This window comes from Bacillus sp. FJAT-28004, from assembly GCF_001280845.1.
GTDB lineage: Bacteria > Bacillota > Bacilli > Paenibacillales > Paenibacillaceae > Pristimantibacillus.
Genome location: NZ_LGHP01000001.1, coordinates 2853645 through 2877673 on the forward strand (window position 1 = coordinate 2853645; position 24029 = coordinate 2877673).

The following is a 24029-nucleotide window of genomic DNA, read 5'->3' on the forward strand; positions in this document are numbered from 1 at the left end:
AAAATAAAAAGAGCAGGGTACCGTAGCACCTGCTCATTAATGTGTATTATTCAACTATCGTTCCCAGTTAGCTTAACAAAAGTATGCCGTCGCAGATCAGGTTGTGGAACTATTGATCTCTTTTTATAGGCATAAATAGATTTTTCAAAGCCGTTCTTGCGTATTGTCCTTCTCCATCAGACCAGCAATTTATTTTTCTAAAATCAGTATTGTCTGTAATCTGATCTATGTTACCGATCAAACGTTTTTCTGCTAACTGGTTAATATCAGCATCTACAATTTGATTCGCAATAAGTCCAGCGACTCCTTCACCATCCATCACTTTGAAGGGGCGATCATAGAAGTATGAAACGTCATTAGGAATCTTTTCTGTGACCTTTAGTCCGTTATGCATATTTGATAAATGTTTGTAAGCATTATTAAATGCATGCTCACGTTCTCTCCATGTAGTTGCCGTTTGCGCAGTCCAAAGATAAGGCATTAATTGATCACTGCATTTCAAATGCTTGAATGCAGTACCAAACCATTTCGGATAAGGGGCATATTGACGCTCCATTAGAAAGCAAAGGTTTATGATATCACGGACAAGGCGTGAAGCAATAATAGCTGAGCCAAGTTCGTCTCCTATAAAGCCGGAACGAAGCATCAGATGTTCTTCTTGACCAATGCGCTGCCAATTTGATGCTATTAGGTACAACCAAACATCTTGTGGGTAATAATCGAGTTGATTGCGTAGCGTGTAAAGTAGACGATGATCGTCCCTGTAAACTGCTCCCCTTGTTATCTCAAGAAGCGACTGCGAAGGAAAAGTTAGCCAATCCACTGGCTCTATGGGTTCATCTCTGTTAACACCCAAGTAGCTTTCAATAAACCTTGGCACCGTTGTAATCACGCTCATTCGTACATCAACCGGGAAGCCATAAAACCGTCCCGGAGCTCGCCCGAGTAGAGATACTTGAATTCGTTCGGAATACCCGAAATCTTGTTCGTTAAGAAAAAGATATACCCGGGGTCCCCAATCATGATCCGTTGACATTTCCGTATCATATCCCAGCACTTCACTGCCGGGACCCATTAGAGCCGATGAATAGGACAATAAAGGGTAGGAGTCCGTCATGACAGGCTCAACGACTTCCGTATGAAATCGACGACATAATTCTATTCCATTTATAAAAGACATCTTCATTCCCCCCACGTCTAATGAAATTCTCATGCCTGATCGAACTCTGTTTGGGTAAATGTTCACTCCAGCTTGTAGAAATTTATAAAATTAGTCTATCCAGACCAATTGCACTAATTAATAGCCGCTCTTTCCTGCTACCTAACATATTTTGTGTCCAATCTACAAAGCCACCATCGCCAATGAAATACTCCGTTTCACCTATAAATGTCTTTAAAGTAAATTGCAATCCTTTGTAATACTGGTTTTCCTTATTCGGCTCACCTGCAATTACCGACACATTCATTGACAGTTCATGCCCGTGTTTTATGATCCTAGAAACCAGACCATCAGTATCTTTGTAACCATTACGTGCACTTAAGATGATCTCGATTTCAGATCCAAAAAGAGTTTTGAATATACTTTGGTAAACTTTTATATGTTCCCATAATGATTGTTTTTCGAAGCTGTAGGAACCTTCATCTACTCCAGAAGTCACCATACAAAATAAATGGAAATGTGGCAGCATCCCTGGAGCATCTCCAAAGAATTGCGCTCGGACATGTCTATGGGTTGTACAGAAACGAATAAAATTATCTCTCTTATTCTTTGAATTATTTGTTTTTATTAATTCACTGATATGTAATGCTAAGAGATTAGTTGCATCTGATACAACTTCCGTTCCTCTAAGGGCTGAGATCGCTTTGTTTTGATCAACCGTTCCTAGCACAGAAGAACAACCCAAAGGTGCAACGGGAGATAATTGAATTGGTGAAATATAATGTTTAGAAGCAATTTCTAAAACGTCCATCTCCAACTTCTTAAGCAAGATTACATCGACCTCAGCTGGGTGTACAAAACGGTTTTCCCGATATCTTTTAAGTAGATCATTCGGAGAAGATGTTTTTGTTTTCTCGCTGAATACTTTTAAGAGAAGTGAATTCAAGTCACTTGAGGATATCCTATCAACTAAAAGATTAATTAAATCAGCTTTTTCAAGTTTTCGCAGGATTCTTTCAAGATCGGCTGAAAGCGTAGGTTCCATAAATTTCACCCTCCATTGCTAAATAAATATAAAAAACGCCCCAAAATTGGAGGCGCCTTAGTATCTAAGAAACCAATGCCTCGATACTTCGTATTCATTCCAAATTATGCCAGTGTTTTGTCCTGAAAATCGGATCTTTATCAGAATCAAACAAACAAGAATTCAAGTCGTTAGTTTTGCATATACAACAAAGAATAACATCATTTCTCCAATGATCAGGTAATTTGGTATAAGGAAAAACAAATCTACTGTAAAAAAAACTCCAAGCAAGCCTAATAATAACGCTAAATGAAATATCCCTAATCTTTGATGTAAGTGTCTATATTTATGGAAGACCAACGAGGTAGAGAAGAAGTAGAGCAGTACAGACCCAAAAACAAAACATAACATAAATGTATAATTTAATTGTTCTAAAAATAGCAATTGAATCGAAGCTGCAATCATACACAAGGATATATAAATAAATAAATGGCCATAAATTATGGTTTGCCCGGCGGTCTCTATGGTCTTGTCCACTTTCTTTTCAACATTATCAAAATATTGCCACCACATAGCAATAATTAATAAAAAAGTTAATATTGCAAATAAAACAGATTGCCACGTCCAGTAGCTAGATTGCAATACTGCAAGTATACTGATTACTGATTCGCCAAGAAGAATGAGAGTAAACAACGAGAAGCGTTCTAATAAATGGTGAGTATTTATAGGGCTTTTCACCAAGTATTGCCGACCGATTAATGGGAGTAATATGTCTATAATAATTCCCGCATACAAAACTAGATAACGAATCCAAGAGTCAAAGAAAAGTGATAAAGAAGAGATCACCAATCCAATCCAAAATCGACTTCCCAAATAACGGGCAGTGATCTTTCTATCTGCTTCTTCTTTCTTTTGTACCGAAAGATATTGAATGGCTGTCATAGCTCTTAAACCAACATAGCCTATTAAGAATGAAACATAGTATTGATCAAAATCAACAGATAAGCTGGCTGTCATTATTAACACAAAAAATAATTGTAGAATCAGAAATATTCGGTGTGAAAAGATGTCTTGTCCAAATCGATTTACAAAGAGAGATTGCCCAACCCATGCCCACCAGATCGGAACAAATATTAGGATGAATTTGGATAAGTATTCAAATGGAATTGAACCAGATTCTACATGTAACAAGACATGGCTCGCTTTTGAAACTGCAGCTACAAAAAGTAGATCATAAAATAGTTCTAGCCAGGTAACTTTCTTTTCAGCAAATGCTGAGTTGTGTTCAAATCCCGATGTGTGCTTATTCATCGTTTTACTCCCTTGGTTTGAATGTGTTGAATCCCTATCACAGCTTTTTGAATACTTACCCATTTTAATCGAATTTATCGATTACTGCATAGGGCAATATGATTATTCGAATTGAAACTGAGGAAGGAAGCGGGCTTGTCTATGATACGGTTCACCGTAATGTATCAAAGCACAAAGTATAGTATGACCAGAAAATGTACATCAGTATATAAAGAAGAAGCCACTCCGACAATGGAGTGGTTTTCTTTGGATAGAACTTCTCTTTTATTGCACTATCTATATCGATTCTTCAACTCACGCTCCCTAATTGAATATTAAATCTCTCCCCAATATAACTCTGTTTCATATATAAAAGGTACTTTACCGTTTTTCTCATATCGATTAAATAACTTTTTCAATTCGTCAATCATAGGTCCGTAGTTAGGATGTTCAGGCATAGGAGTATAGGAAGAAGACATTACTCTTCCACTTAGACCCTCAAAATCAAATAATTGTTGTATTTTAAAAACGGACTTCTACATATGCTGCCAAAAGCTATCTCCAATTACTACCAAACAATGGAACCGCTATCCGTCAAGAACGTATTGCTAGTGTAAATTTAGCCATAACAAAGTGAGGTGTCGTGTATTGGCAATAGAGATTTCTAAATTGGATACATCAAGAGGGAAGTTACAATATAATATTAGAGGGAGCGGCAAACCCAATATCGTTTTAATTAACGGTGGTTCTGGACCCATAGAAGGCTGGATGAAAATATTTCCTGAAATTTCGGAGTCCTCATCTGTATTTTCCTATAATCGTTTTGGTGTTGCGGGTAGTGATAAGCCTAATGAACCCCAAGATGGACTAACTATTGTCGAAACATTACGGGAGGCATTAAAAATAGTAGGATTTGAACCTCCATTTTTGCTAGTTGGGCATTCATTAGGAGGATTATATGCAAATTTGTATGCCCGACGTTATCCAAATGAAATAGCTGGCATAGTCTTTTTGGAATCCAGCCATCCGAAAGATATAAACCTTGATGAATATCAAGGTAAGGTAGTAAAAAGAATGAACAAGATGTTATCTATGTTTGATTCCTTGTCTTCCCATAAACAATTCAGTGAAGTACATTTTGTTAAAAAAACGGTAGAACAAATCCACGCAATCGATCATTTTCCCGACATACCCGTATATGTGATTACAGGTATGAAAGAAAATCGTATGATTCCAGAGAAAGTTCGTAAAAAACGGATAGAACATCAGTTGGAACTACTTTCATTGTCTAGATACAACAAACATATTTCCGCTGAAAAAAGTGGGCATTTCCCTCAATTTTCAGAGCCAAAAGTCGTCATTGATACGATCAAAGATTGTATTCAACAATTAAATACCACGCAGTAGCAACTTCCTCCGCCACGCTCTACTTCCCGTTAGCTTAATAAAATGAGCAGGCCACCGTAGCGCCTGCTCATCCTATGTGTTATTCAACTATCGTTCTTGATTGTTAAGCTATAGTTTCCCGTTAGTTGAACGATCTAGTTATACAAACAGCTACTCTTCTTGTTTTAGTCTTTTTCGTCGAGAGAGTGATATTCCTCCAAAGCCGCTAATGACAGCAATGTAAAATCCTAAATCGTACCACCAGCCAGAGTTATATATTTCATATACTCTAATATGGTGTTTGAAAATGCCAAGAATGAGTGAAATCGGAGCAACCCAGCCATGCCATATCCCCCAGAAAAAACCTGCAGGATGTTGAGCATTATTTACTCCATCTCCAGGTACACAGCCCGTTAATGAAAGAACAGTAAAAGTCATTAGTACCATTATTAATAAATACCTTATTTTCATTTCTCGGCACCATCCAATAACAAGTTTAGCTTAGCAATTTAGTAGAATGTATTATTACTCTTCTATAATATGGAATCTACTCTCGAAATATTCTCCAATCTCTTTTCCCTATATTGAATTTTAGAGTGTTGGTTTAATGCCCGGGCAATAAGATTACCAAACCTTTGAATATCAGAAATGTAATCGAATCCATTTTTTCCGCCAAAAGTCCATAGACTATTTGTCATTCGCACAATTACTGCTTTGTGCTTAGGTATTACAGTACTAAATCTCTTGTGTTTATATGTTTAATTTCAGAGGCACTGTCTTGCCCACTTGTAAGCATCTCATATAGACCATCAGGTACAAGTTTATATTGAGGATTTTCCTTGAACAATAATTGCAGTAATGACGTTCAAAATCGCTTCCTGTAAAAAAGACTTAAATTTGCAAATACATTCGAAGGATATATGTACATGTGAGTTCGTAGCCAGCCAGAGATGAATAATCTTGGGAGGGGATAAAGTGAATATCATGGAAAACATTCGATATATATGGCATGATTGTTGGGTTAATTACTATCTAAATATGTTCAACTCCTGTTTGTGTGAAAGGCATAAGTCCTATTTGCTGAGAAAATCAGAATATCATCTTTCTAGGAGGAGGCGTCCAGTTTAAGGACGTCTTTTTTTATACGAGCAACAACTCCTGTTGTAGACTGACCTGTTAAAGATACAAACGGCAGCCTATATTATGCCTCTAGTATTACTCTCTTGTTATTATCAATTTGGCTATCATCAAAAAGAAAACAGAAATTAATAAGGAAACTCCACCCCATATTCGCTTATTCAACTAATCTGCCTATTACTTTAATACGCAAAAGAGGAGCTGCCACTAAGCAAGCCCCTCAACTATCGATAACCGTGAGCTCAATCACTTACTCACTTCATCGATTTTGCCAGCTCGACCATCATTTCCTTAGACAAAGCTCCACTGTCGATTTCTATATAAGTACCATCTTGTACCCAACGTAAATATCCTCCAGGTATGTGATTAGCCCATGCTACAAATCGCGCTTCGAATCCGTTTATGTTAACTTTCGCTCCGCTTACATCAAATTTAAAATCCTCAACTATAGTTCTGGTTGTACTAGTTTGGTTACGAACATCGAAATGGGTTTCAACTCGATTGATTTTGTAACCATCCGCCTTATGTTCTTCTATTCCAAACAAGTACGTTTGTCCTGATTTATCGAAATAATGAAGTCTAAGTTTCGAAATTCTTCGACTAAGAACAAGAGGATAAGGTTCCTTAATTTCTAACTTATAGTTCTCAAACGAGTTAGGGGTAAATAATTTGAAATCCGTAGCATTTTTCAACTTGTCTAATCCAACATTTGATGAAGCCGTTAAAGGATTTGCTGTTGCAATGATTAGTTCACAATTTAATCCAATGAATAACGAAAGGATACACACGAATAAAATAGTCCGTTTAAACAAGGATAACACCTCCATATTTTGGTGATATTATGCCCTTTATTGATTAAACTAACCTGCTCGTTCTGGTGGTTGTAAATGAACAAATACTAAATTTCCAATAATTAATGTATAAAAAGAAAAAACAATCCACAAAATAACTTCACATCCAGTTAAGGAGTGAAAACACATGAGCAGAAAAAGTTTAGTCGTTCCACAAGCACAAGCAGCACTTGACCAAATGAAATATGAGGTAGCACAACAGTTTGGAATTCAATGGTCTCCAGATGGTTACAACGGAAATATGACTACTCGTGATGCAGGTACTATTGGTGGAAACATCACAAGAGCTTTAATTCAAATTGCAGAACAATCCCTTGGCTCAGGGGCAAGAAGATTCTAATTTAAAATTAACAAATAACCCTCCTCAATCTCGTGTAGAGATGAGGAGGGCTTTTTTAATTTTATTTTATTGTTTTCAAGTTCATCAAAACCGCTGACCGATAAACGCGAGAAGCTGCCGACCTTGCAATCGGAAAGCTTCTTATTGTTGTTCAACTAAATTTACCTGCTAGCTCAATAAACCCTTGGTTCAACATCACTCAAAATGAAACACGTTTTTGTTATCTTTACTAAAACCATTCAATATGAAACCAGGATAAACCTCGCTGTAACTATCTTGTAATGCAAACCATAGTTTAGTCCCATTCTGTAGTTCCACTATTTCTGCATCTTTATCAATATATTTGTTTGAACCTTTATCTTCGATATGAAGTCGGTTAATCGACTGTGCTTGTATTATGCCGTAATAAAGCTGGTACTGCTTATCTTCATCATTTACATTGTAATCTAGGTTAACCCATCCCCAGTCAACATCCATTTGAGAAGAGAATGACACGGTACCGCCGCCGAAGCCCCATTTATACCGGTTGTCATTCTTATAAACAATTCCAGCATCTAGGCCTCCACTTGGATTTTCATAAAATAAAATTATGCCGTTTTTCACTTCATATTGATGATAAATTTGTTTGTATTGTATTCCACCGTGTTTCATGGCTTCTTCTATCGATTTGTATCCTTGTTTAGTGCAACCTGAAAGTATAAGTAAAAGCGCCAAAACAAGCAACATATTGGATTTCATCAAACGCCCCCTACTGGGTTGTAATTATCCGTTAAAACACGCATTATTTTATCATCGTCAAAATCAAATTTACCTTGCTGCCACTCTAAATCTAATGCACTAACCTTTATTCTTTGATTTATTTCTTTCTTTCCTTAAGCGAGTATTCAATTATAAAATCCAACAGTTGACTGAATGAAATCCCCGCAGCTTTGGCACTTTTGGGTAGGAGGCTATTTTTCGTCAAGCCAGGCAGTGTGTTCACTTCCATTACATAAGGGATTCCATCTTTAAGAATCATGTCGATTCGAGCGTAAACGCTGCATTTCAATGTTTTATAACAGCCTAGCGCAGCAGCACGGACTTGCTCAAAAATATCGGGAGGCAATTGGATCACTTGTTCATCGGCCCCGCCGTCGTCATACTTGGAAGAGTAATCAAAAAATTCGGATTGAGACCGAATAGCGATAATGGGAAGAAGTTTTCCGTTTAAAATGGAGCAGGTGATCTCTTCACCTCTAATATATTGCTCGATCAACACTTCATTATCCCATCGAAAGGTTTCATGCACCTCAGGTATTAACGTTTCTTTGTTTTTTATCATTTTGATTCCTATACTCGAACCGCCTGAATTTGGCTTCACAATAACCGGATATCCCAGTCGTTCGACATCTCCAATAGATAATTCATCTGCACTACTCAAATGAATCCAATCGGGAGTATGGATGCCTTCATTACGAAATAGTTTTTTGGATATATTCTTATCCATGCTCAGACTGCTCGATAAAACGCCGCACCCGGTATAAGGAACGCCTAGTGTTTCAAGTGCTCCTTGAATCGTTCCATCTTCACCATACTTTCCATGAAGCGCAAGCAGTGCCACATCAATATTTTTCACTTTTTCAACGAGTTCATCTTTACTATTGATTTCAATCGGATACAACTCATATTTTTCTCTATCCAAATTAGCAATCATTTCTCTCCCAGTCATTAGGGATACCTCTCTTTCTGATGAAATACCCCCCATAATCACACCAACTCTCATAGCTGTACCTCCTTCATCATTTGTTTAGCCGTATCACCTATGATTTGAATCCCTTTTATAATGTCCTCATCTGCGACTCGTGAGAAACCAAGACGCATAGTATGATGACCTTTGTTATTCGTAAAAAAAATGTTACCCGGTGTAAAGATGACCCCTTTGTGACGACAGCATTCTAACAGGACATTGGTATCAAAGTTATCATCGAATTCAACAAACACATGAAGTCCTCCGTCGCCTGAAAGCCGCTTTAACGGAATAAACGCTCTACAGCACCGAATGACTAATTCACACTTTCGCTTATATTCAGATTTGGCTTTTTTCAAATATTTCTCGAAGTTGCCATTATGAAGATATTGATAGAGCAATGATTGATCTAGCGTGGAGGTGTGAATGCTTCGCGCTCTCTTTACACTTTCCAGATAATAAATTAACTCTTTTTCGGCCAAAACCCATCCAACCCGGAGGCCAGGGAACAGGATTTTAGAAAAACTGCCTATATATATGACACTGTTTCCATTACCGTTGCATGCAATTAAAGGGGCAATGTGGGATCCCGAATACCTTAGTTCCTCGTTGAAACCATCTTCTATAAGCGGGACTTTATATTTATTCAACAGCTTAATAACTTCCGTTCGTTTATGGGGAGACATCACAATACCAGTTGGATTATGATAAGAAGGCACAAGGTAGGTTAAATCAAACGGTCGTTCTGACAATTCTCTCTCCAGTTCCATAAGATTGATCCCGTCTTGCTCCATCTCGATACCCGTAATCTCAAATCCATGCATCTTAAAAATTTTAATTGCTGCATGATGAGTAGGATTCTCGCAAATGACACGTCCATTTTTCTTGATTAATGCCGACAAAATGATGTCTAACCCTTCTGTAAAACCGTTCGTAATCAGGATTTCCTTACCCTCCAGATTAACCCCTTTATTCTCCATGTATTGAAGCAAATAATCCATTAACGGTTTGTAACCTTGCGCATATCCATAATTTAAGATGATTTCACCCTCAATGGACATCCGATCTAAAAATGCTCGTTTGACATTATCGAGATCAAACAATTTTTCATCCGGTGCGATACTTGTAAAATTGATTTCCCCTTTATTCGAGCGTATCCCATGCTTGATAAGATCCAATTCTTCAGCAATCTTCGCTTGATCACTAATGTTTTGCTTCCAATTAAGCTGCCATGATTGTGCAGTTGCTGTCTCACCCAATATTTGAGCAACAAAGCTCCCTTTTCCTTTATCTACATACACGAACCCTTCGTCTTTCAAATCAGCATAAGCACTAACTACCGTATTTCTACTGACATTCAACAAAGAACTGAGTTCACGCGTGGACGGGAGTTTCTGATTCGCTTGCAATACACCAATAGTAATTAAACGTTTCATGTATTCCTTTACCTGGGTATAGGCTGGGCGGTCATTCGTCATATTGAATTCAGTAAACATTCAATCACCCCCTAGAAATATAATGGCATACATTTATCCATAAAATAAGAACCACGATGTGTGATTTTCTACCCACTTGTGGATATGTATCAAGCTTGCTTAGAAAAAACAGCTACCTGTTTACGTTATTTATAGAACTCCCCATTTAGCGGAGAAAAGACAGCCATTAGATTGGCTGCCTTTTTCATTTAGGTTTTTAAGCTATAGACCCTTTAACTTAATAAAGATAACCTAATAAATCTAGTTCTCCCTCAGTCCAATCGATCTTTCCTACATCTTTAATCATTAATTCATCAAATAGTTCAAAGCCTATACCATTTGTAATCTGCGTTTCATTATCAATTTTTACCCATTTACATTTGTTCTTTACTGGCTTATATCCATTTTTCAAATACAAGGACAAGTTATCTGCAAATAAAAGTATAAAATCAATATTCCGTCCCACAGAAAACTTATCAATTTCTAAAAGCAACGTGGAACCTACACCCTGTGAGCGAGTGTTTGGTGAAACACACAAATCAATTATACCCAGTATTCTCACGGGCTTACCATTTAGATTCATTATTCTGTAATCTAATCCAACCTGTCCTATGAGTTGATTTTCTTGATTAAATGCTAGAAATCTAAATTGTGGTAATTGCTTAAAATAAATTCTATCCTTCGGATAGAAAAATGGGAAACTATCGATTAATAATTCTTGTATACTTGCTGCTAATTCATTACTTATATCGTATTCACATACTTTTTCTATATTCAAAATGACCTCTCCAATACGAATATATTAAATGTTGATTCATTTTCGAAATCATTTCCTTACATTCCCGTGAAAAGAATAACTTGCTTCTAGTTAACATAACATAGCTATTCCATACTTTGCTAATGAGTAGCTTTCTGCTTAAAATACTCGATGAGATGTTGTATATCCATTTTCCAAACCTTATCTTCTTTTTTTAAACCATACGCCACAGAGCCGGTAGTCGAGCCCAAACTTACGCTAATTACTACTGATAAAGAATCTTCTTTAACCGTTTCCTCAGCAATTCGTATGGAATCATAATATCTAAATTTCATAGCCACTTCTTGCTCAGCATTTAACACGTACTCGGCATATTCTTTTCTAAAAAGATCAGGATCAGCTAATAAGTCATTATTATAAGTAAGAGCGTAAATGGAATCCGCATCAAATATAGCAACCGAATGCATATATATTAATAATATTTCTTTAGGTGAAAACCGTTGTAAATGACTCAGATTTCTCTCTTTCACAAATAATTCATACTCTTCCATTCGCTCAGCGGGCAATTGGTCCAAATAAGAGAATTTTTTGTTTTGAACTTCATTTATTTCAACAACATCCACATCCGTTTGATTAGATATTTTTATTTCCTTTACATTACTATCGAAGCATCCCGTTAACATAACGATGAAAATTACTACTATCACTAATCTCATAGATGAATCCAGTAATTGCATTTCCCACTTTCATTTTCTTCTAATACACCATTATTTAACTCAATGACTCTTCTTGAAGCTATATTACTTTCCACACAAGTCAGCATAACATCCTTAATTCCCAAGCTTTCTGCGCTTTTTAGTAATTCCGCTAACATAACCGTACCATAACCTTTTCCTCGTTCGCTTGGCCTGATTGTATATCCAATATGACCGCCTGATTTTCTTAAATCTTCATTCAGGTAATGCCTAAGCTTCCCGAAGCCAACCGGGTATGAATGAATGAATAACCAGAATACAGTTTGGGGAACGTGCTGCGGCAAAAGATTTTCGCCTCGCGATATCGCAATATTTTTCCGAATAAACGCAGGAAATTGACTAAAATCGATATTAAATCCGCTATTAACAAATCCATTTTCTCCAGGTCCTATTTCTACTAACATTTCAAATATTTCACGCCCATCATCTATGCTAGCTGCTTTTAGTTCGATCAATGTCTTCAGACCTCCTATTTAACTATATTCCATATCTATTAGCCTCTTAATTTCTGCGAACCTGATCATATGCGATATTTCCAAACTTTCTTATATCGTTTAAGTATTCGTATCCATCCGAATTGTTTAGCTGATTATACATACGAACCACTACAGCATCGCAACTCGGAATGACCAGACAGGCACAGCCTGTAATCCCGAGAACTTGATAAGCATCACTCGGTAGATGCTCGCCTATTTGATTCAATTGAGTATCACTTTGCAACCACCATATAAAACCATTTCGAGGCAAGTCAGGCGGAACCGTAACCGGCGTATGCAGTGAACTCACTCTTGTAAAAACGGACTCTGGCAACCACCGCTCTCCATTTACGCGACCATTTTTAAGATGCATATATCCCCACATCGCTAAATCCCGCGCACTAACGAACAAATTGCTTTGATCACCTGCATCACTATCGTTTGGTCCTACCCACGTATCTTGATCCTCGTAATAATTATAGATGAGATCCTCAGCATCTTTTGTTCTCCAACCCGTTTCCATTAGACCATACTTCGTAAATACATGACTCTTCATAAAAGAGCTTAAGCTTTGTCCTGATACATGTGTAACTAATTGAAAAAGCATGGCGATCCCCGTATTTCGGTATGCCCAGCCATAACCAGCAGGAAACTCTCTTGCTATTTTCCCGTTATCTTCGATTAATCCATGGGTATGCGTAAGTAGATGCCTTAGTGTTACACCTCTAGCTACATCCTTATACTCCATTAGATACTGCCCGATTTCATCATCCATGCTGCTTATTTTCCCTTGATCCATTAACAAACTTATGGCAAGCGCTAGATACGTTTTACGGATTGAAGCGACGTTGAACTGCGTTTTTTCATCCACGATTCTCGACGTATCTAATGCTTCATGCGTACCGGAATACCACTCATTTACGACAACATCATTTTGAATGATATAGGTTGCGGCAGCCGTGGCGCCGATATCCTGTTGAATAAGATAGACATACTCATTAAGGTCTTGAAAATGATTTGATACCATTTTCCTCACATAATCCTCTCCTGCTTCAGAGTTGATTTATCGATTCTGATTAACAATAATCTGCCCTTCCTGAGTTGTCAAATAAATCCAACACAGCCGTTTCCAACAGTAAAAAATAACTATAGCCATTATTTCTATCCCTTTCGACCCACGATTCCTATAGGATAAAAAGATAATGTTAAAAACGATTAAAAGGATGATTGCGACATGCTACATATTCCTGCCGTACATACTGTCTTTCATAAGGATGCGCTTTTTGAGGCAATGGTCTTATTATATGATATGGGTTCACCACTAAAGAGCCGATTCGTGTCCAATGGCTTGAATGATACCTATGCGGTTGATACAGATACCGGGAAATTTATTTTGCGTATTTACAAGCATCTGTGGCGAGCAGAATCCGATATCCGCTTTGAGCTGGATTTGTTGACTTATCTAAAAGACTGCGGCTTTCCGGTTTCCTATCCCATTCCGAGGCGAGATGGTGAATGGTTAACTGAGCTTAACGCGCCGGAAGGTACTCGTTATGCTGTGCTATTCTCCTATGCGGATGGAGTCGGCAAACTCAATGTCGATACGAGCCGAGCTTACGGAAGCGCAATTGCGCAGCTTCATCATGCCATGGATCACTATGAGCCAAAGCATCAACGGTTTGAGCTTGATGCTGTCCATTTGCTCGATGAGCCTCTTAGGGTGATGCTTCCGTTTTTAGAGCATCGCCCGAATGACTTAGCCGTTGTGCAAGAGATAGCCAGCAGGTTGAAAGTTCGCCTTACAGAAGCCACAGGTGGTACATATGACTGGGGAGTATGCCACGGGGATCTGCATGGCTGGAACGTATTTCACTCAGATGACGGCAGCATGACACATTTTGATTTTGACTGCTGCGGCATAGGCTGGCGCTCGTATGATCTATCTGTTTTTCTATGGGATCGTGTCCTTGGCAGAACGGATAGTGACAACTTCGAGGATGAATGCTGGGATGCTTTTCTGGAGGCCTATACGAAGGAACGCCCATTAAGCGAGCATGATCTCGCGTTGATTCCCGTATTTGTAGCCGTCAGACAGCTTTGGCTGATCGGACTTCATACAGGAGGAAGCATGGTTTGGGGATCTTGGCAGGATGATGGTTATTTTGATGGGAAGCTAAAATTTTTGACGGCTTGGGTAAAGGCGCATAACCTATAATGTTACTAAAGAAAGGGGCTGCTCGCAGCTCCTTTTTTAAAAATATAAGAATTTATAAGTTTGTTAGCTTATAAAGGTCTTATATTGCTCCGTCAAAGCTGCTTCAGCATCCAGAGGACGCCGAAGGCGTTTTTGCTAGATCTATAAACTTATCCCTGCCGCTTTTTCCTGTTTACTTTCCCAAAAGGTTATGCTATCTTATTTCTACAGATATAGAAATAATGACTGTAAGAAAGGTGAAACCACAATGACAGAAGATCATGCGGACGTACGTCAAGCTGTAAAAGTATATAAGGCGCTCGGTGAGCCTACCCGTCTGAAAATAGCTCTGCTGCTTACTGAGGAGAAAAATTTATGCTGCTCCGATATTGGCACAAAGCTAGAATCCGTAGCCGGCTCCACCCTCTCACATCACTTGAAGCAATTGACGGAAAGCGGATTGCTAGATCTCCGCAAGGACGGTACGTATATCTACTACAGTGTGAACCGCGAAATGGCTCGTAAGTATGCGCCATATTTGCTGGAGTAATTTTTTTTCAGTAATATTTCTATAGATTTAGAAATATAAAAGCAGTGGAGTGGAGAGAGGAGTATTATTTATATGTCTAACGCGTGGAAAATTTACATGCTGGCCATAATTAGCTTTTTGGTGGGAACGTCCGAGTTTATCATTGCGGGTATTTTGGATAAGGTAGCCTCGGACATCGGAGTATCCGTATCCGCAGCCGGTCAGCTGATTACCGTTTTCTCGCTAGCTTATGCTTTTGGCACACCGATTCTTATGGCTGTTACCGCACGTATAGAGCGGCGTCACCTGCTCCTCTACGCATTAGGTGTATTCGCGATAGGCAACTTTATTGCCGTCGCTTTGCCTGGATTTGAGTTTTTGATCGTATCCAGAATTGTTCTTGCGCTGAGTACAGGCGTGTTCGTCGTTACCGCTTTAACCGTCGCCTCTAAGCTCGCACCAGTAGATAAACAGGGCAGCGCAATTGCGACGCTCGTTATGGGTTTCAGCACAGCATTGATCGTTGGTGTTCCTTTGGGTAGGGTAGTCGCTTCGGTATACGACTGGCACCTCATCTTCGGAGCAATCGGAGTGCTTGGACTTCTCGCAATGCTCATCATTATATTCACCATTCCCAAAACAGATGGCGAGGAGCCCGTTCCTCTTCGAAACCAACTCGGGCTGCTAAAACAGCCAAAAATTGTAATCGCATTGACTGTCACCTTCTTGTGGATCGGCGGCTATTCCATCGTTTACACGTATATTTCACCATTTCTGCTTACAGTAACGAAGCTCAGCGAACAAGGTGTGAGCATCGGACTATTTGCTTTCGGCATCGCGAGCTTGATTGGTTCCAAATTTGGAGGCTACAGCACCGATAAATGGGGAGCTCCGCGAACATTAGTCAGCGGTATGCTTTTTCATACGATTGCGCTTATTCTACTGTCGCTGGCGGGGCAGTCACCGGCCATCGTATTTCCGCTGCTTATGCTTTGGGCTTTTACCGCTTGGTCATCCGGTCCGACTCAGCAGTATCATTTGATGTCGCTTGCCCCGCAAGCTTCTGGTATTATGCTCAGCCTGAACAGCTCTGTGCTTCAGCTCGGAATGGCTGCGGGCGCTGGACTTGGAGGGGTTGTCGTTGAGCAAGTATCGCTCACCTCTATCAGCTGGATTGGTGCTACAGGCGTTATTCTCGCCGCTGCCACAGCCGCAACCTCATTCGGGTTCTCCCATGCGCGATCCCGCCGTAAGAGAGCGGAGAGCAGCTTAGCAAAGACCAGTGCTTAAACATTGGCAGTCTCTTTCATAAAAATATGCCCGTAAAAAAAACCAGACTTCCGATAATGGAAGTCTGGCTTGTTTTTGTCCTATTCAAATCGAATCAAGAAGTAATTTTTCTTACCACGACGCAGCACTACGAATTTGTCATACAGCCTTTGCTCCGAGCTGAGGATTGATTCTACATCTGTGTTTTTCGTTCCATTAATGGAGATGGAGCCGCTCGTAATATCTTGTTTGGCTTGGCGACGAGATGGTGCTGCTCCAGATTCGATCAGGAGATCCATAAGCGCAATCTCTTCTCTATTCGTGAGCACCGTTGTAGGCATATCCTGCAAAGCTTCGATCAGCTCTGCTTCACTCAGCTGATTGACATCGCCCGAGAAGAAAGCCTGCGTAATTTTCTCTGCGCTGTCGAGCGCTTCTTGCCCATGAACAAGGCGTGTAATTTCACGCGCCAGCTCACGCTGTGCCACCCGCTTCTCTGGGTGCGACTGAAGCTCAGTCTCCAAGGCTTCGATTTCTGCGCGAGAAAGGAATGTGAAATATTTCAAAAACTTAATCGTATCGTTATCTTCTGTATTAATCCAGAACTGATAGAACTGGTACGCCGATGTCTTTGAGCGATCCAGCCAAATCGCACCGGATTCGGATTTCCCGAATTTTTTACCGTCGCTTTTGGTAACGAGAGGCATCGTCATGCCGTAAGCATCGCCGCCGCCCATTTTGCCGATCAGATCAAGACCTGCCGTAATATTGCCCCATTGATCGCTGCCGCCAATTTGCAACGAGCAGCCATGCTCCTGATGAAGCTTATGAAAGTCATAGGCTTGCAAAATCATATAGCTGAACTCTGTGAACGAAATGCCTGATGAAAGACGTGAATCGACCGAATCCTTCGCGAGCATATAATTCACGGTGAAGTTTTTGCCAACATCACGTAAAAATGTAATGACATCCAGCGGCTCTATCCAATCGTAATTGCTTACGAGCTTAGCTGGATTATCAGCCAGTTCAAAATTAAGAAAGCGAGAAAGCTGACGCTTTAAGCTTTCTGTCCATTCCGATACCGTATCTGCAGTATTAAGCGAACGTTCGGTTGAGCGGCCGCTTGGATCTCCAATTAAGCCTGTTCCGCCGCCCACTAGCGCAAGTGGAATATGGCCCGCCTGTTGGAAACGGCGCAAACATAAAATCGGAAGCAAGCTGCCGATGTGAAGGCTGTCCGCCGTAGGGTCAAATCCGCAATAAAGCACGACGCGCTCACTCGTGAGCTTCTTATGTAATTCCTCGCGGTTGGTAAATTGCTGCACCAGCCCTCGGTACTCAAGATCAGCCAAAAGATCTTCATGATTAACTGTCAATGTTTCGTTTGTCATATAACGCTCTCTCCTCTAGTGTTTCCTACAGTTTACGTTGATTTCGAATTTTTTTAAAGATGCCGATGGACGCTTAAACGTTTTTCGTCATTTCTCTACGTCTACGAATGGCTCCTCTAATTAAAATATCACATATAACCAACCCTACGCCAACGACTAAGTCGATGAACGCTACAAAAATATCGTTAAACGGATAACCGCCCATTTTCGAAATATAATACACCGTAAAACCAAAAATCCCAAGTGCACTAATCGTAAATAAAAAACTCTTTCTAAATAAAAGCGCAAGCGCCGCGGCAATTGCCGTTAATGCTGCGACTGTTCCCAGCACCAAGAGGTTATGATCCTTCTCTATATTCGTAGGATACAACAATCTTTTGGGATACGTATAAGAAAAGTACCAATCCTCGCTAGGCAATTCATTAAAATTGGCTTTGAACGTTTTGGAGTCCGTTTGCTCCATTAGTAAATTCGAATGAAGTTTCGCACCGGGCGCACTTAGACGTATTTCCAGCTCTACATTCGGCTCCCCTTCCCAAAAAGCTGCTGGGGTCAAATAATATAGATGCGAAAAAATCGTCGTAATCACTCCTTTATTATACATCCCTCCATTTTCAATATAGTTGATGACAATATTTTTCGTTTCATTCGGTTCAAAAGATAAAGGAAACCTTGCTCCTTGTGCTGGTGGAATTTCCGCTGAGTAGTTGGATAAACGCAGCTCCTTGCTGCTTACTGGATCAATCACCGTGTTTTTCACTTGGGCATGCTGCCAGTTAACAGTCTTCACCTTCGGGTCCATGATCACATTAATCTCTTTATCACCCTCTGATACCCTAAAGGCCTCACTTGCAGGCGTTACAAATAATACCTCCAAGTCTTTACCAGAATCGGACGTATTGTGCAGTTCATACTGAACCGTTACTTCGGCATGACTTTTGTATCTCTCAACTTCTCGGAAGGTATAAGTAACCTTTTCATGAACCAAGCTTACTTTCGAATTTTCATCCAGCTCTAGCCGTCCATATCCTTCTGCAGGATAATGCAGTGGTCCCCCGTTGGCATTGGCTGCTTCTGGTATAAGCATAAATAATAGGACAGCGGTCAAAATCAATGCTCGAAGCTTAAGCAGTAACACTCCATCACCTCGTTTTCCGATTGTAGAGCCTTATAAAAAAGAAGCCTCTACATGTATTATTTTACCACATGAGAAGCTTCATCTTGATTTAGACTTATTTTTTCCTCCATGAATCCTTAAGCGGCACGATGCGATTAAACACAAGCTTCATATCCGTCGTATGTTTTTTGTCCACGCAGAAATAACCATGCCGAACGAATTGAAATTTATCCTCTGGCTGCGGAAGAACCTCAAATGGCTCAATCCTACAATCCTTTACAATTTGCAGTGAGCTCGGGTTAATTACGCTGTCCCAAGCGATATCGGTATCCTTCGGGGCTTCATTATCCAGCAGCAGACTCTCATAAAGGTGGACATCAACCTTGGTCGCGTGGCTCTCCGAAACCCAGTGGATCGTCCCCTTCACCTTCCGGCCGGTAAAACCCGTTCCGCTTTTCGTTTCAGGATCGTAGGTGCAGCGAAGCTCAATAATTTCACCAGTAGCTTCATCTTTAATGACTTCCTCACATGTAATGAAATAAGCACCGATTAACCGCACTTCCGCGCCGGGCGCCAATCGATGAAATCCTTTGGATGGCAGCTCCATAAAATCATCTTTCTCTATAAATATGGTTCTAGAGAAGGCGACCTTACGTTTGCCAAGCGTGTCGTTCTCGCTATTGTTATCAATGGACAAAAGCTCGGTTTGACCTTCTGGATAATTGGTAATAACCACTTTCAGTGGATGAATGATGGCCATTACGCCTTTGACCTTCGCTTTTAGATCCTGTCTTGCCGCATGCTCCAGCATCGCGATATCAACCGAATTTTGAGCTCTAATCATGCCAATTTCATCGATGAAATTTCTAATGCTCTCAGGCGTAAAGCCTCTTCGCCTTAGTCCACGAATCGTTGGCAGCCTAGGATCATCCCAGCCGTCAACGAAGCCGCCCTCAACAAGCTGTCTTAGATAACGCTTGCTCGTCACGACACCTGTTAAATTCAGTCTGCCGAATTCCCTTTGCCTTGGAGGATGAGCAAACGCCAGCTCATGCAATACCCATTCGTATAAAGGACGATGGTCTTTGAACTCAATGGAGCATAAGGAGTAGGTAATACCCTCGATTGCATCTTGAATCGGGTGCGCAAAATCGTACATCGGATAAATGCACCACTTATTCCCCGTGCGATAATGCTCAGCATGGATGATTCGATAGATGACGGGATCTCTTAAATTAATATTTGGTGAACTCATATCAATTTTGGCACGCAATACTTTTGAAGCTGCCTTAAAATCACCATTTTTCATTTTCGCAAACTGCTCTAACTTTTCTTCAATGGAGCGATTTCGATATGGGCTATCCTTGCCAGGCTCAGTAAGCGTTCCTCGATATTCCGTTACCTCCTCTGGGGATAACTCACAGACGTAGGCTTTTCCTTTGTTTATGAGCGCAACAGCAGCATCATATATCGCATCCGAGTAGTCTGAACCATAATAAATATGATCGCCTGGACTGTAGCCGAGCCAGTTGATATCTTCGATTATGGCATTCACATATTCGATGTCCTCTTTCAATGGATTCGTATCGTCGAAACGCAAATGAAACTTCCCATTATATTTTTGCGCGATCGTATAGTTTGTATGAATGGCATATGCGCTTCCGATATGCAGATATCCATTGGGCTCCGGCGGGAAGCGTGTGCACATTTCACGTGTAAACACGCCTGCTTGAAGATCTTCATTAATGATTTTGTATAAAAAATGATCTGCGATCGGTTCCATTTCGTTACTCATTGTAAAACCTCCAATTTAGGGTTATTATCGATACCTTGATTTTTCGTGTCCCAAAAAACAAAAAAAAATTCCACCCCCAAGACTTCGCGTCTTGGGGACGAAATTTTTCGCGGTACCACCCCAGATTCGTCAATATGTCGCCATATTAACCTCTTCAAGTACGGCACCAAAGGATGCTTATACTCTAGCTCTATAACAGGAGCTCCTGTCACAGCATCCCCTTGCTCAGGTTCCGATGTGATGCTCAGAGACTTGTTTCGATAAAACATTCCTTGCTCCTTTTCAGCTGCCGGAGCTCTCTGCGAAAGAATGTGTTTATTTACTCTTCTCGTCATCGCCTTTTTCATTATTTCATATATGTTAACAAATCGTTCCCTGAACTGTAAATAGTTATTCTACACAGGAAGCCGGAAAATGCTAATGCCTTGGTGCCCACAGTATAACAGAAACACCGATCAAGCAAATGGCAGCACCAATCCAGTCATACATATCAGGTGTTTTCTTATCGACCAGCCAGCCCCATAATACAGCCATCACTATAAACACTCCGCCATATGCCGCATAGACTCTTCCGAACGAGGGAAAGGATTGAAACGTAGCAACAACACCATATAATGCTAACGCTACACCTCCAAGCAATCCCCAATATAATGGCTTACCTTCACGCAGCCATAACCAAATCAGATAACCTCCGCCAATCTCTGCTAACCCAGCCAGCATAAATATTAATATCCCAGTAATGATTTTGCTCACATCCAATATCTCATGCTAAAAAAAAAATGAAGCTATGCTTGAGGCAAATTTGCAAAAGCTTGTACATATTTATTGTATTTCATTTTCCATACGTCCTTGCGAGACGCAATGGTTCTCCCATCCAGCAATGCCTCGATAACATCTAAACAAACATCCCAGCCGGCAATATCCCTAGGGGTATGCTCCGTAATCTTGGTAATCTTTTCGATTAAAACCAAGCGGCAGCCTTCTGGCTCCGGAAATAATTCAAAACGAACGGCGTCCTCAGCCCATGTATACTCTAATACGGATAACCTTTCAAACGCGATAATTTCCATCTCTTCGTATTCGCCATTTTGCATATCAAACGTCATTAATCCGCCTTCACGCAGATCCGCGACTCGCAGCTCCGGAAACCATGTTGCCAGCTTCTCGTTGTCGGTCAGCATCGACCAGACACTCCCTGCATCATGCTTCAAATTGCGCTCGAATCGGACCGTATATCCATCTTGGGCTTGGGCAATGGCTGCTAACATGTCAATTCACCTCGTCCTTATTCAAAATCTATTCCTGTTTATATTTTTTCTCGAAAACAGACCATCTAATCATAGAAACAGCAACGCCCACAATAACAGAAATAAAAATAATAGGTCCTATTTCGATTTCATCCACACTTTTACGATCAAGTACAATGAGTAAACCCTGAATAAATAAAATATAAAACAATAAATAAAGCACCCATCTAATGGCGTATGGCAGCTTTCCCTTTGTTCTTAACTTACTCCATTTCTCTCGATTGAATTTGTTGAAATCATTCACAGACTATCCCTCACTCATTTGCACATTTCTAGTGACACGTCTTCCAAAATAGGAATCAGCACCTTATTTAATATGGAAATTATAACATAAGTTTAAACAAAAACAGGCTGCAGCAAGAAGAGAAATCCTTCTTTACTACAGCCTTTCGTGGTTTCGGAATCATTGGAACATTATTATGCGTTATAGAATTCTTCCAATTCGCTAACGACCGCTGCAAGCGAACCGTCTACGCGAGTTTGGCGCTGTTCTTTGTTGAACAACGAAGCGATTTGCTCAGGGAATTGCTGCTCGATGCCGCAAAGCTCGATGGCTTCGTTAAACTTAGCCGGATGAGCCGTTGCAAGCGAAATCGTTATCCCTTGCTCATGGCTGTATTTGTCAGCTGCAGCGACGCCGCAAGCCGAATGCGGATCAAGCAGGTAGCCGTTTTCCGCTTCATATTTCTTAATCGTGCTGAGGCACTCTTGCCCTTGTACGCCATGCGCACCAAATTCTGCTTGTACTTTGCTCAGAGCATCGCCGGAAATGACGATTTGTCCTTCGGCTTTGAACTGATCCATCAGATTGCGAATTTGAGCTGCATCCTCGCCAAGAACATAATACAAGTAACGCTCAAAGTTGCTTGCTACTTGAATATCCATCGATGGACTGTACGTGCTGCGGAAATCTCCCGGCTTGTACACGCCCTCAAGAATAAAGCGCTCCAAAATATTGTTCTCGTTCGTCGCTAGAATTAGCTTGCCTACTGGAAGTCCCATACGCTTCGCTAGGTAACCTGCAAAAATATCACCGAAATTGCCTGTCGGAACGCTAAAGTTGACCTGCTTCGCATCCGTCATCTTCACCACTTGGAAGTACGCGTAGAAATAATAAACCGTCTGCGCCAATATGCGAACAAAATTGATGGAGTTAATAGCTGCAAGCTGATTGTTAGCTTTAAAATCAAGATCAGCGAACAAATCCTTAATCATGCGCTGACAATCGTCGAAGTTGCCATCTACGGATAGATTCAGTACATTATCATCCTGAACCGTCGTCATTTGAAGCTCTTGTACTTTACTTACTTTGCCATGCGGGTGAAGAATACAAATTTTGATGCCGTCCTTGCCTTTAACGCCCTCGATTGCCGAAGCTCCCGTATCGCCGGAAGTCGCCCCGAGTATATGAATTTTTTTATTTTGCTTCGATGCTACGTACGTATAAAGCTGACCCATAAACTGAAGTGCGATATCTTTAAAAGCGAAGGTTGGTCCATGGAACAGCTCCAGCAAATAAAGATCATCCTTCAGCTTGCGAACAGGCGTTACTTCCGGGTCACGGAAAGTAGCATAGCTCGCGTACACCATATCTTTCAAATCTTGTGCTGGAATCTCATCATTCGTAAAATGCGAGAATATAGCAAGCACAAGCTCTTGATAGCTAAGATCCTGCCATTCCTTCAATGTTTCTGCTGAAATAACTGGAATTTCGCTCGGAACAAGCAGGCCGCCATCATTGCCTAAGCCCATCATAAACGCATCGATAAATCCTATTTTGCCAACATTTCCTCTTGTACTGATGTACTCCATCTGTAAATAGCCTCCTACATGCGCACATTTATCGTCAAATTTCGTTAATTAAATCATATCATCGTTTTCCATAATAATCGATTGTTTTCACAACAGTATATCATTTTTATCGTTTAACAAGCTAAAACGCCTTCGGCGTTCTTTAGACGCTGAAGCAGCTTAGACGATGAAATATAAGATAAGTATGAGAAAATAATAATATACTGTCTTATATTTAAATAAACGAAAGACATCCCTTC

The 24029-nt window shown here is 40.4% G+C and carries 24 protein-coding genes and 1 other annotated feature; of the genes, 5 read left to right on the forward strand and 19 right to left on the reverse strand.

Going from position 1 to position 24029, the window contains the following annotated elements:
• Nucleotides 1–109 precede the first annotated feature (109 nt).
• From AC787_RS12475 to AC787_RS12485, 3 genes are all read right to left on the reverse strand, one after another.
• Nucleotides 110–1180, reverse strand: coding sequence for a DUF4037 domain-containing protein (locus tag AC787_RS12475; RefSeq protein ID WP_054025087.1), 1071 nt, complete (start codon nt 1178–1180; stop codon nt 110–112).
• A gap of 82 nt (nt 1181–1262) precedes the next feature.
• Nucleotides 1263–2204: a hypothetical protein gene (locus AC787_RS12480; RefSeq protein ID WP_054025088.1), complete on the reverse strand. Its 942-nt coding sequence runs from the start codon at nt 2202–2204 to the stop codon at nt 1263–1265.
• 162 nt (nt 2205–2366) lie between these two features.
• Nucleotides 2367–3494, reverse strand: a complete 1128-nt coding sequence (locus AC787_RS12485; protein WP_054025089.1) for a low temperature requirement protein A — start codon at nt 3492–3494, stop codon at nt 2367–2369.
• Nucleotides 3495–4121: 627 nt separating this feature from the next.
• On the opposite strand from AC787_RS12485, the gene AC787_RS12490 reads away from it, so the two are divergent.
• Nucleotides 4122–4880, forward strand: a complete 759-nt coding sequence (locus AC787_RS12490; protein ID WP_054025090.1) for an alpha/beta fold hydrolase — start codon at nt 4122–4124, stop codon at nt 4878–4880.
• A 150-nt stretch (nt 4881–5030) separates the two neighbouring features.
• Here the strand turns inward: AC787_RS12490 and AC787_RS12495 are convergent, their stop codons facing one another.
• Nucleotides 5031–5330 (reverse strand): hypothetical protein, encoded by a 300-nt coding sequence (locus AC787_RS12495; protein WP_054025091.1) that lies wholly within the window; start codon nt 5328–5330, stop codon nt 5031–5033.
• Between the two features lie 920 nt (nt 5331–6250).
• Complete coding sequence (locus AC787_RS12500; RefSeq protein ID WP_054025092.1) at nt 6251–6808, reverse strand: DUF4367 domain-containing protein; 558 nt, start codon at nt 6806–6808, stop codon at nt 6251–6253.
• Between the two features lie 166 nt (nt 6809–6974).
• Here AC787_RS12500 and AC787_RS12505 point away from each other — a divergent pair, with 166 nt between their 5' ends.
• Complete coding sequence (locus tag AC787_RS12505) at nt 6975–7187, forward strand: alpha/beta-type small acid-soluble spore protein (protein ID WP_028609814.1); 213 nt, start codon at nt 6975–6977, stop codon at nt 7185–7187.
• Nucleotides 7188–7382: 195 nt separating this feature from the next.
• Here AC787_RS12505 and AC787_RS12510 read toward each other — a convergent pair whose 3' ends face one another.
• The 7 genes from AC787_RS12510 to AC787_RS12540 form a co-directional block, all read right to left on the reverse strand.
• On the reverse strand, nt 7383–7925 hold the full coding sequence (locus AC787_RS12510) for a hypothetical protein (RefSeq protein WP_054025093.1): 543 nt from the start codon (nt 7923–7925) through the stop codon (nt 7383–7385).
• Between the two features lie 118 nt (nt 7926–8043).
• Nucleotides 8044–8949 carry a D-alanine--D-alanine ligase gene (locus AC787_RS12515; protein ID WP_054025094.1) on the reverse strand — a complete coding sequence of 302 codons (906 nt, stop codon included), beginning with the start codon at nt 8947–8949 and terminating at the stop codon, nt 8044–8046.
• Complete coding sequence (locus AC787_RS12520; RefSeq protein WP_054025095.1) at nt 8946–10409, reverse strand: PLP-dependent aminotransferase family protein; 1464 nt, start codon at nt 10407–10409, stop codon at nt 8946–8948. The genes AC787_RS12515 and AC787_RS12520 overlap by 4 nt, the downstream gene beginning before the upstream one ends.
• A gap of 217 nt (nt 10410–10626) precedes the next feature.
• Nucleotides 10627–11166 carry a GNAT family N-acetyltransferase gene (locus AC787_RS12525; RefSeq protein ID WP_054025096.1) on the reverse strand — a complete coding sequence of 180 codons (540 nt, stop codon included), beginning with the start codon at nt 11164–11166 and terminating at the stop codon, nt 10627–10629.
• 119 nt (nt 11167–11285) lie between these two features.
• On the reverse strand, nt 11286–11861 hold the full coding sequence (locus AC787_RS12530; RefSeq protein ID WP_054025097.1) for a hypothetical protein: 576 nt from the start codon (nt 11859–11861) through the stop codon (nt 11286–11288).
• Nucleotides 11858–12355 (reverse strand): GNAT family N-acetyltransferase, encoded by a 498-nt coding sequence (locus AC787_RS12535; protein ID WP_235560962.1) that lies wholly within the window; start codon nt 12353–12355, stop codon nt 11858–11860. Before AC787_RS12535 ends, AC787_RS12530 begins: the two co-directional genes overlap by 4 nt.
• A 46-nt stretch (nt 12356–12401) precedes the next feature.
• The gene (locus AC787_RS12540; protein WP_235561071.1) at nt 12402–13403 is read right to left on the reverse strand and encodes a serine hydrolase domain-containing protein; all 1002 of its coding nucleotides are present in this window, start codon (nt 13401–13403) and stop codon (nt 12402–12404) included.
• A 207-nt stretch (nt 13404–13610) separates the two neighbouring features.
• Between AC787_RS12540 and AC787_RS12545 the strand changes: the two genes are divergently transcribed.
• The 3 genes from AC787_RS12545 (at nt 13611) to AC787_RS12555 (ending at nt 16389) form a co-directional block, all read left to right on the forward strand.
• Nucleotides 13611–14591, forward strand: coding sequence for a homoserine kinase (locus tag AC787_RS12545; protein ID WP_054025099.1), 981 nt, complete (start codon nt 13611–13613; stop codon nt 14589–14591).
• Nucleotides 14592–14838: 247 nt separating this feature from the next.
• Nucleotides 14839–15120, forward strand: coding sequence for an ArsR/SmtB family transcription factor (locus tag AC787_RS12550; protein ID WP_054025100.1), 282 nt, complete (start codon nt 14839–14841; stop codon nt 15118–15120).
• A gap of 72 nt (nt 15121–15192) precedes the next feature.
• Nucleotides 15193–16389, forward strand: coding sequence for an MFS transporter (locus tag AC787_RS12555; protein ID WP_054025101.1), 1197 nt, complete (start codon nt 15193–15195; stop codon nt 16387–16389).
• 80 nt (nt 16390–16469) lie between these two features.
• Here the strand turns inward: AC787_RS12555 and tyrS are convergent, their stop codons facing one another.
• The 7 genes from tyrS to thrC form a co-directional block, all read right to left on the reverse strand.
• The gene (gene tyrS, locus AC787_RS12560) at nt 16470–17759 is read right to left on the reverse strand and encodes a tyrosine--tRNA ligase (protein WP_054025102.1); all 1290 of its coding nucleotides are present in this window, start codon (nt 17757–17759) and stop codon (nt 16470–16472) included.
• Between the two features lie 73 nt (nt 17760–17832).
• Nucleotides 17833–18897, reverse strand: a complete 1065-nt coding sequence (locus AC787_RS12565) for a hypothetical protein (protein ID WP_054025103.1) — start codon at nt 18895–18897, stop codon at nt 17833–17835.
• A 94-nt stretch (nt 18898–18991) separates the two neighbouring features.
• Entirely contained in the window at nt 18992–20671 is a 1680-nt protein-coding gene (locus AC787_RS12570; protein ID WP_054025104.1) for a glutamine--tRNA ligase/YqeY domain fusion protein, read from the reverse strand.
• 90 nt (nt 20672–20761) lie between these two features.
• Nucleotides 20762–21015: a binding site (T-box leader), on the reverse strand.
• A gap of 73 nt (nt 21016–21088) precedes the next feature.
• Nucleotides 21089–21415, reverse strand: a complete 327-nt coding sequence (locus AC787_RS12580) for a YnfA family protein (protein ID WP_082360978.1) — start codon at nt 21413–21415, stop codon at nt 21089–21091.
• A 41-nt stretch (nt 21416–21456) separates the two neighbouring features.
• Nucleotides 21457–21939, reverse strand: coding sequence for an SRPBCC family protein (locus AC787_RS12585; protein ID WP_054025106.1), 483 nt, complete (start codon nt 21937–21939; stop codon nt 21457–21459).
• A 28-nt stretch (nt 21940–21967) separates the two neighbouring features.
• Entirely contained in the window at nt 21968–22222 is a 255-nt protein-coding gene (locus AC787_RS12590; RefSeq protein ID WP_054025107.1) for a hypothetical protein, read from the reverse strand.
• Nucleotides 22223–22395: 173 nt separating this feature from the next.
• Entirely contained in the window at nt 22396–23790 is a 1395-nt protein-coding gene (gene thrC, locus AC787_RS12595; RefSeq protein WP_054025108.1) for a threonine synthase, read from the reverse strand.
• Between the last annotated feature and the right edge of the window lie 239 nt (nt 23791–24029).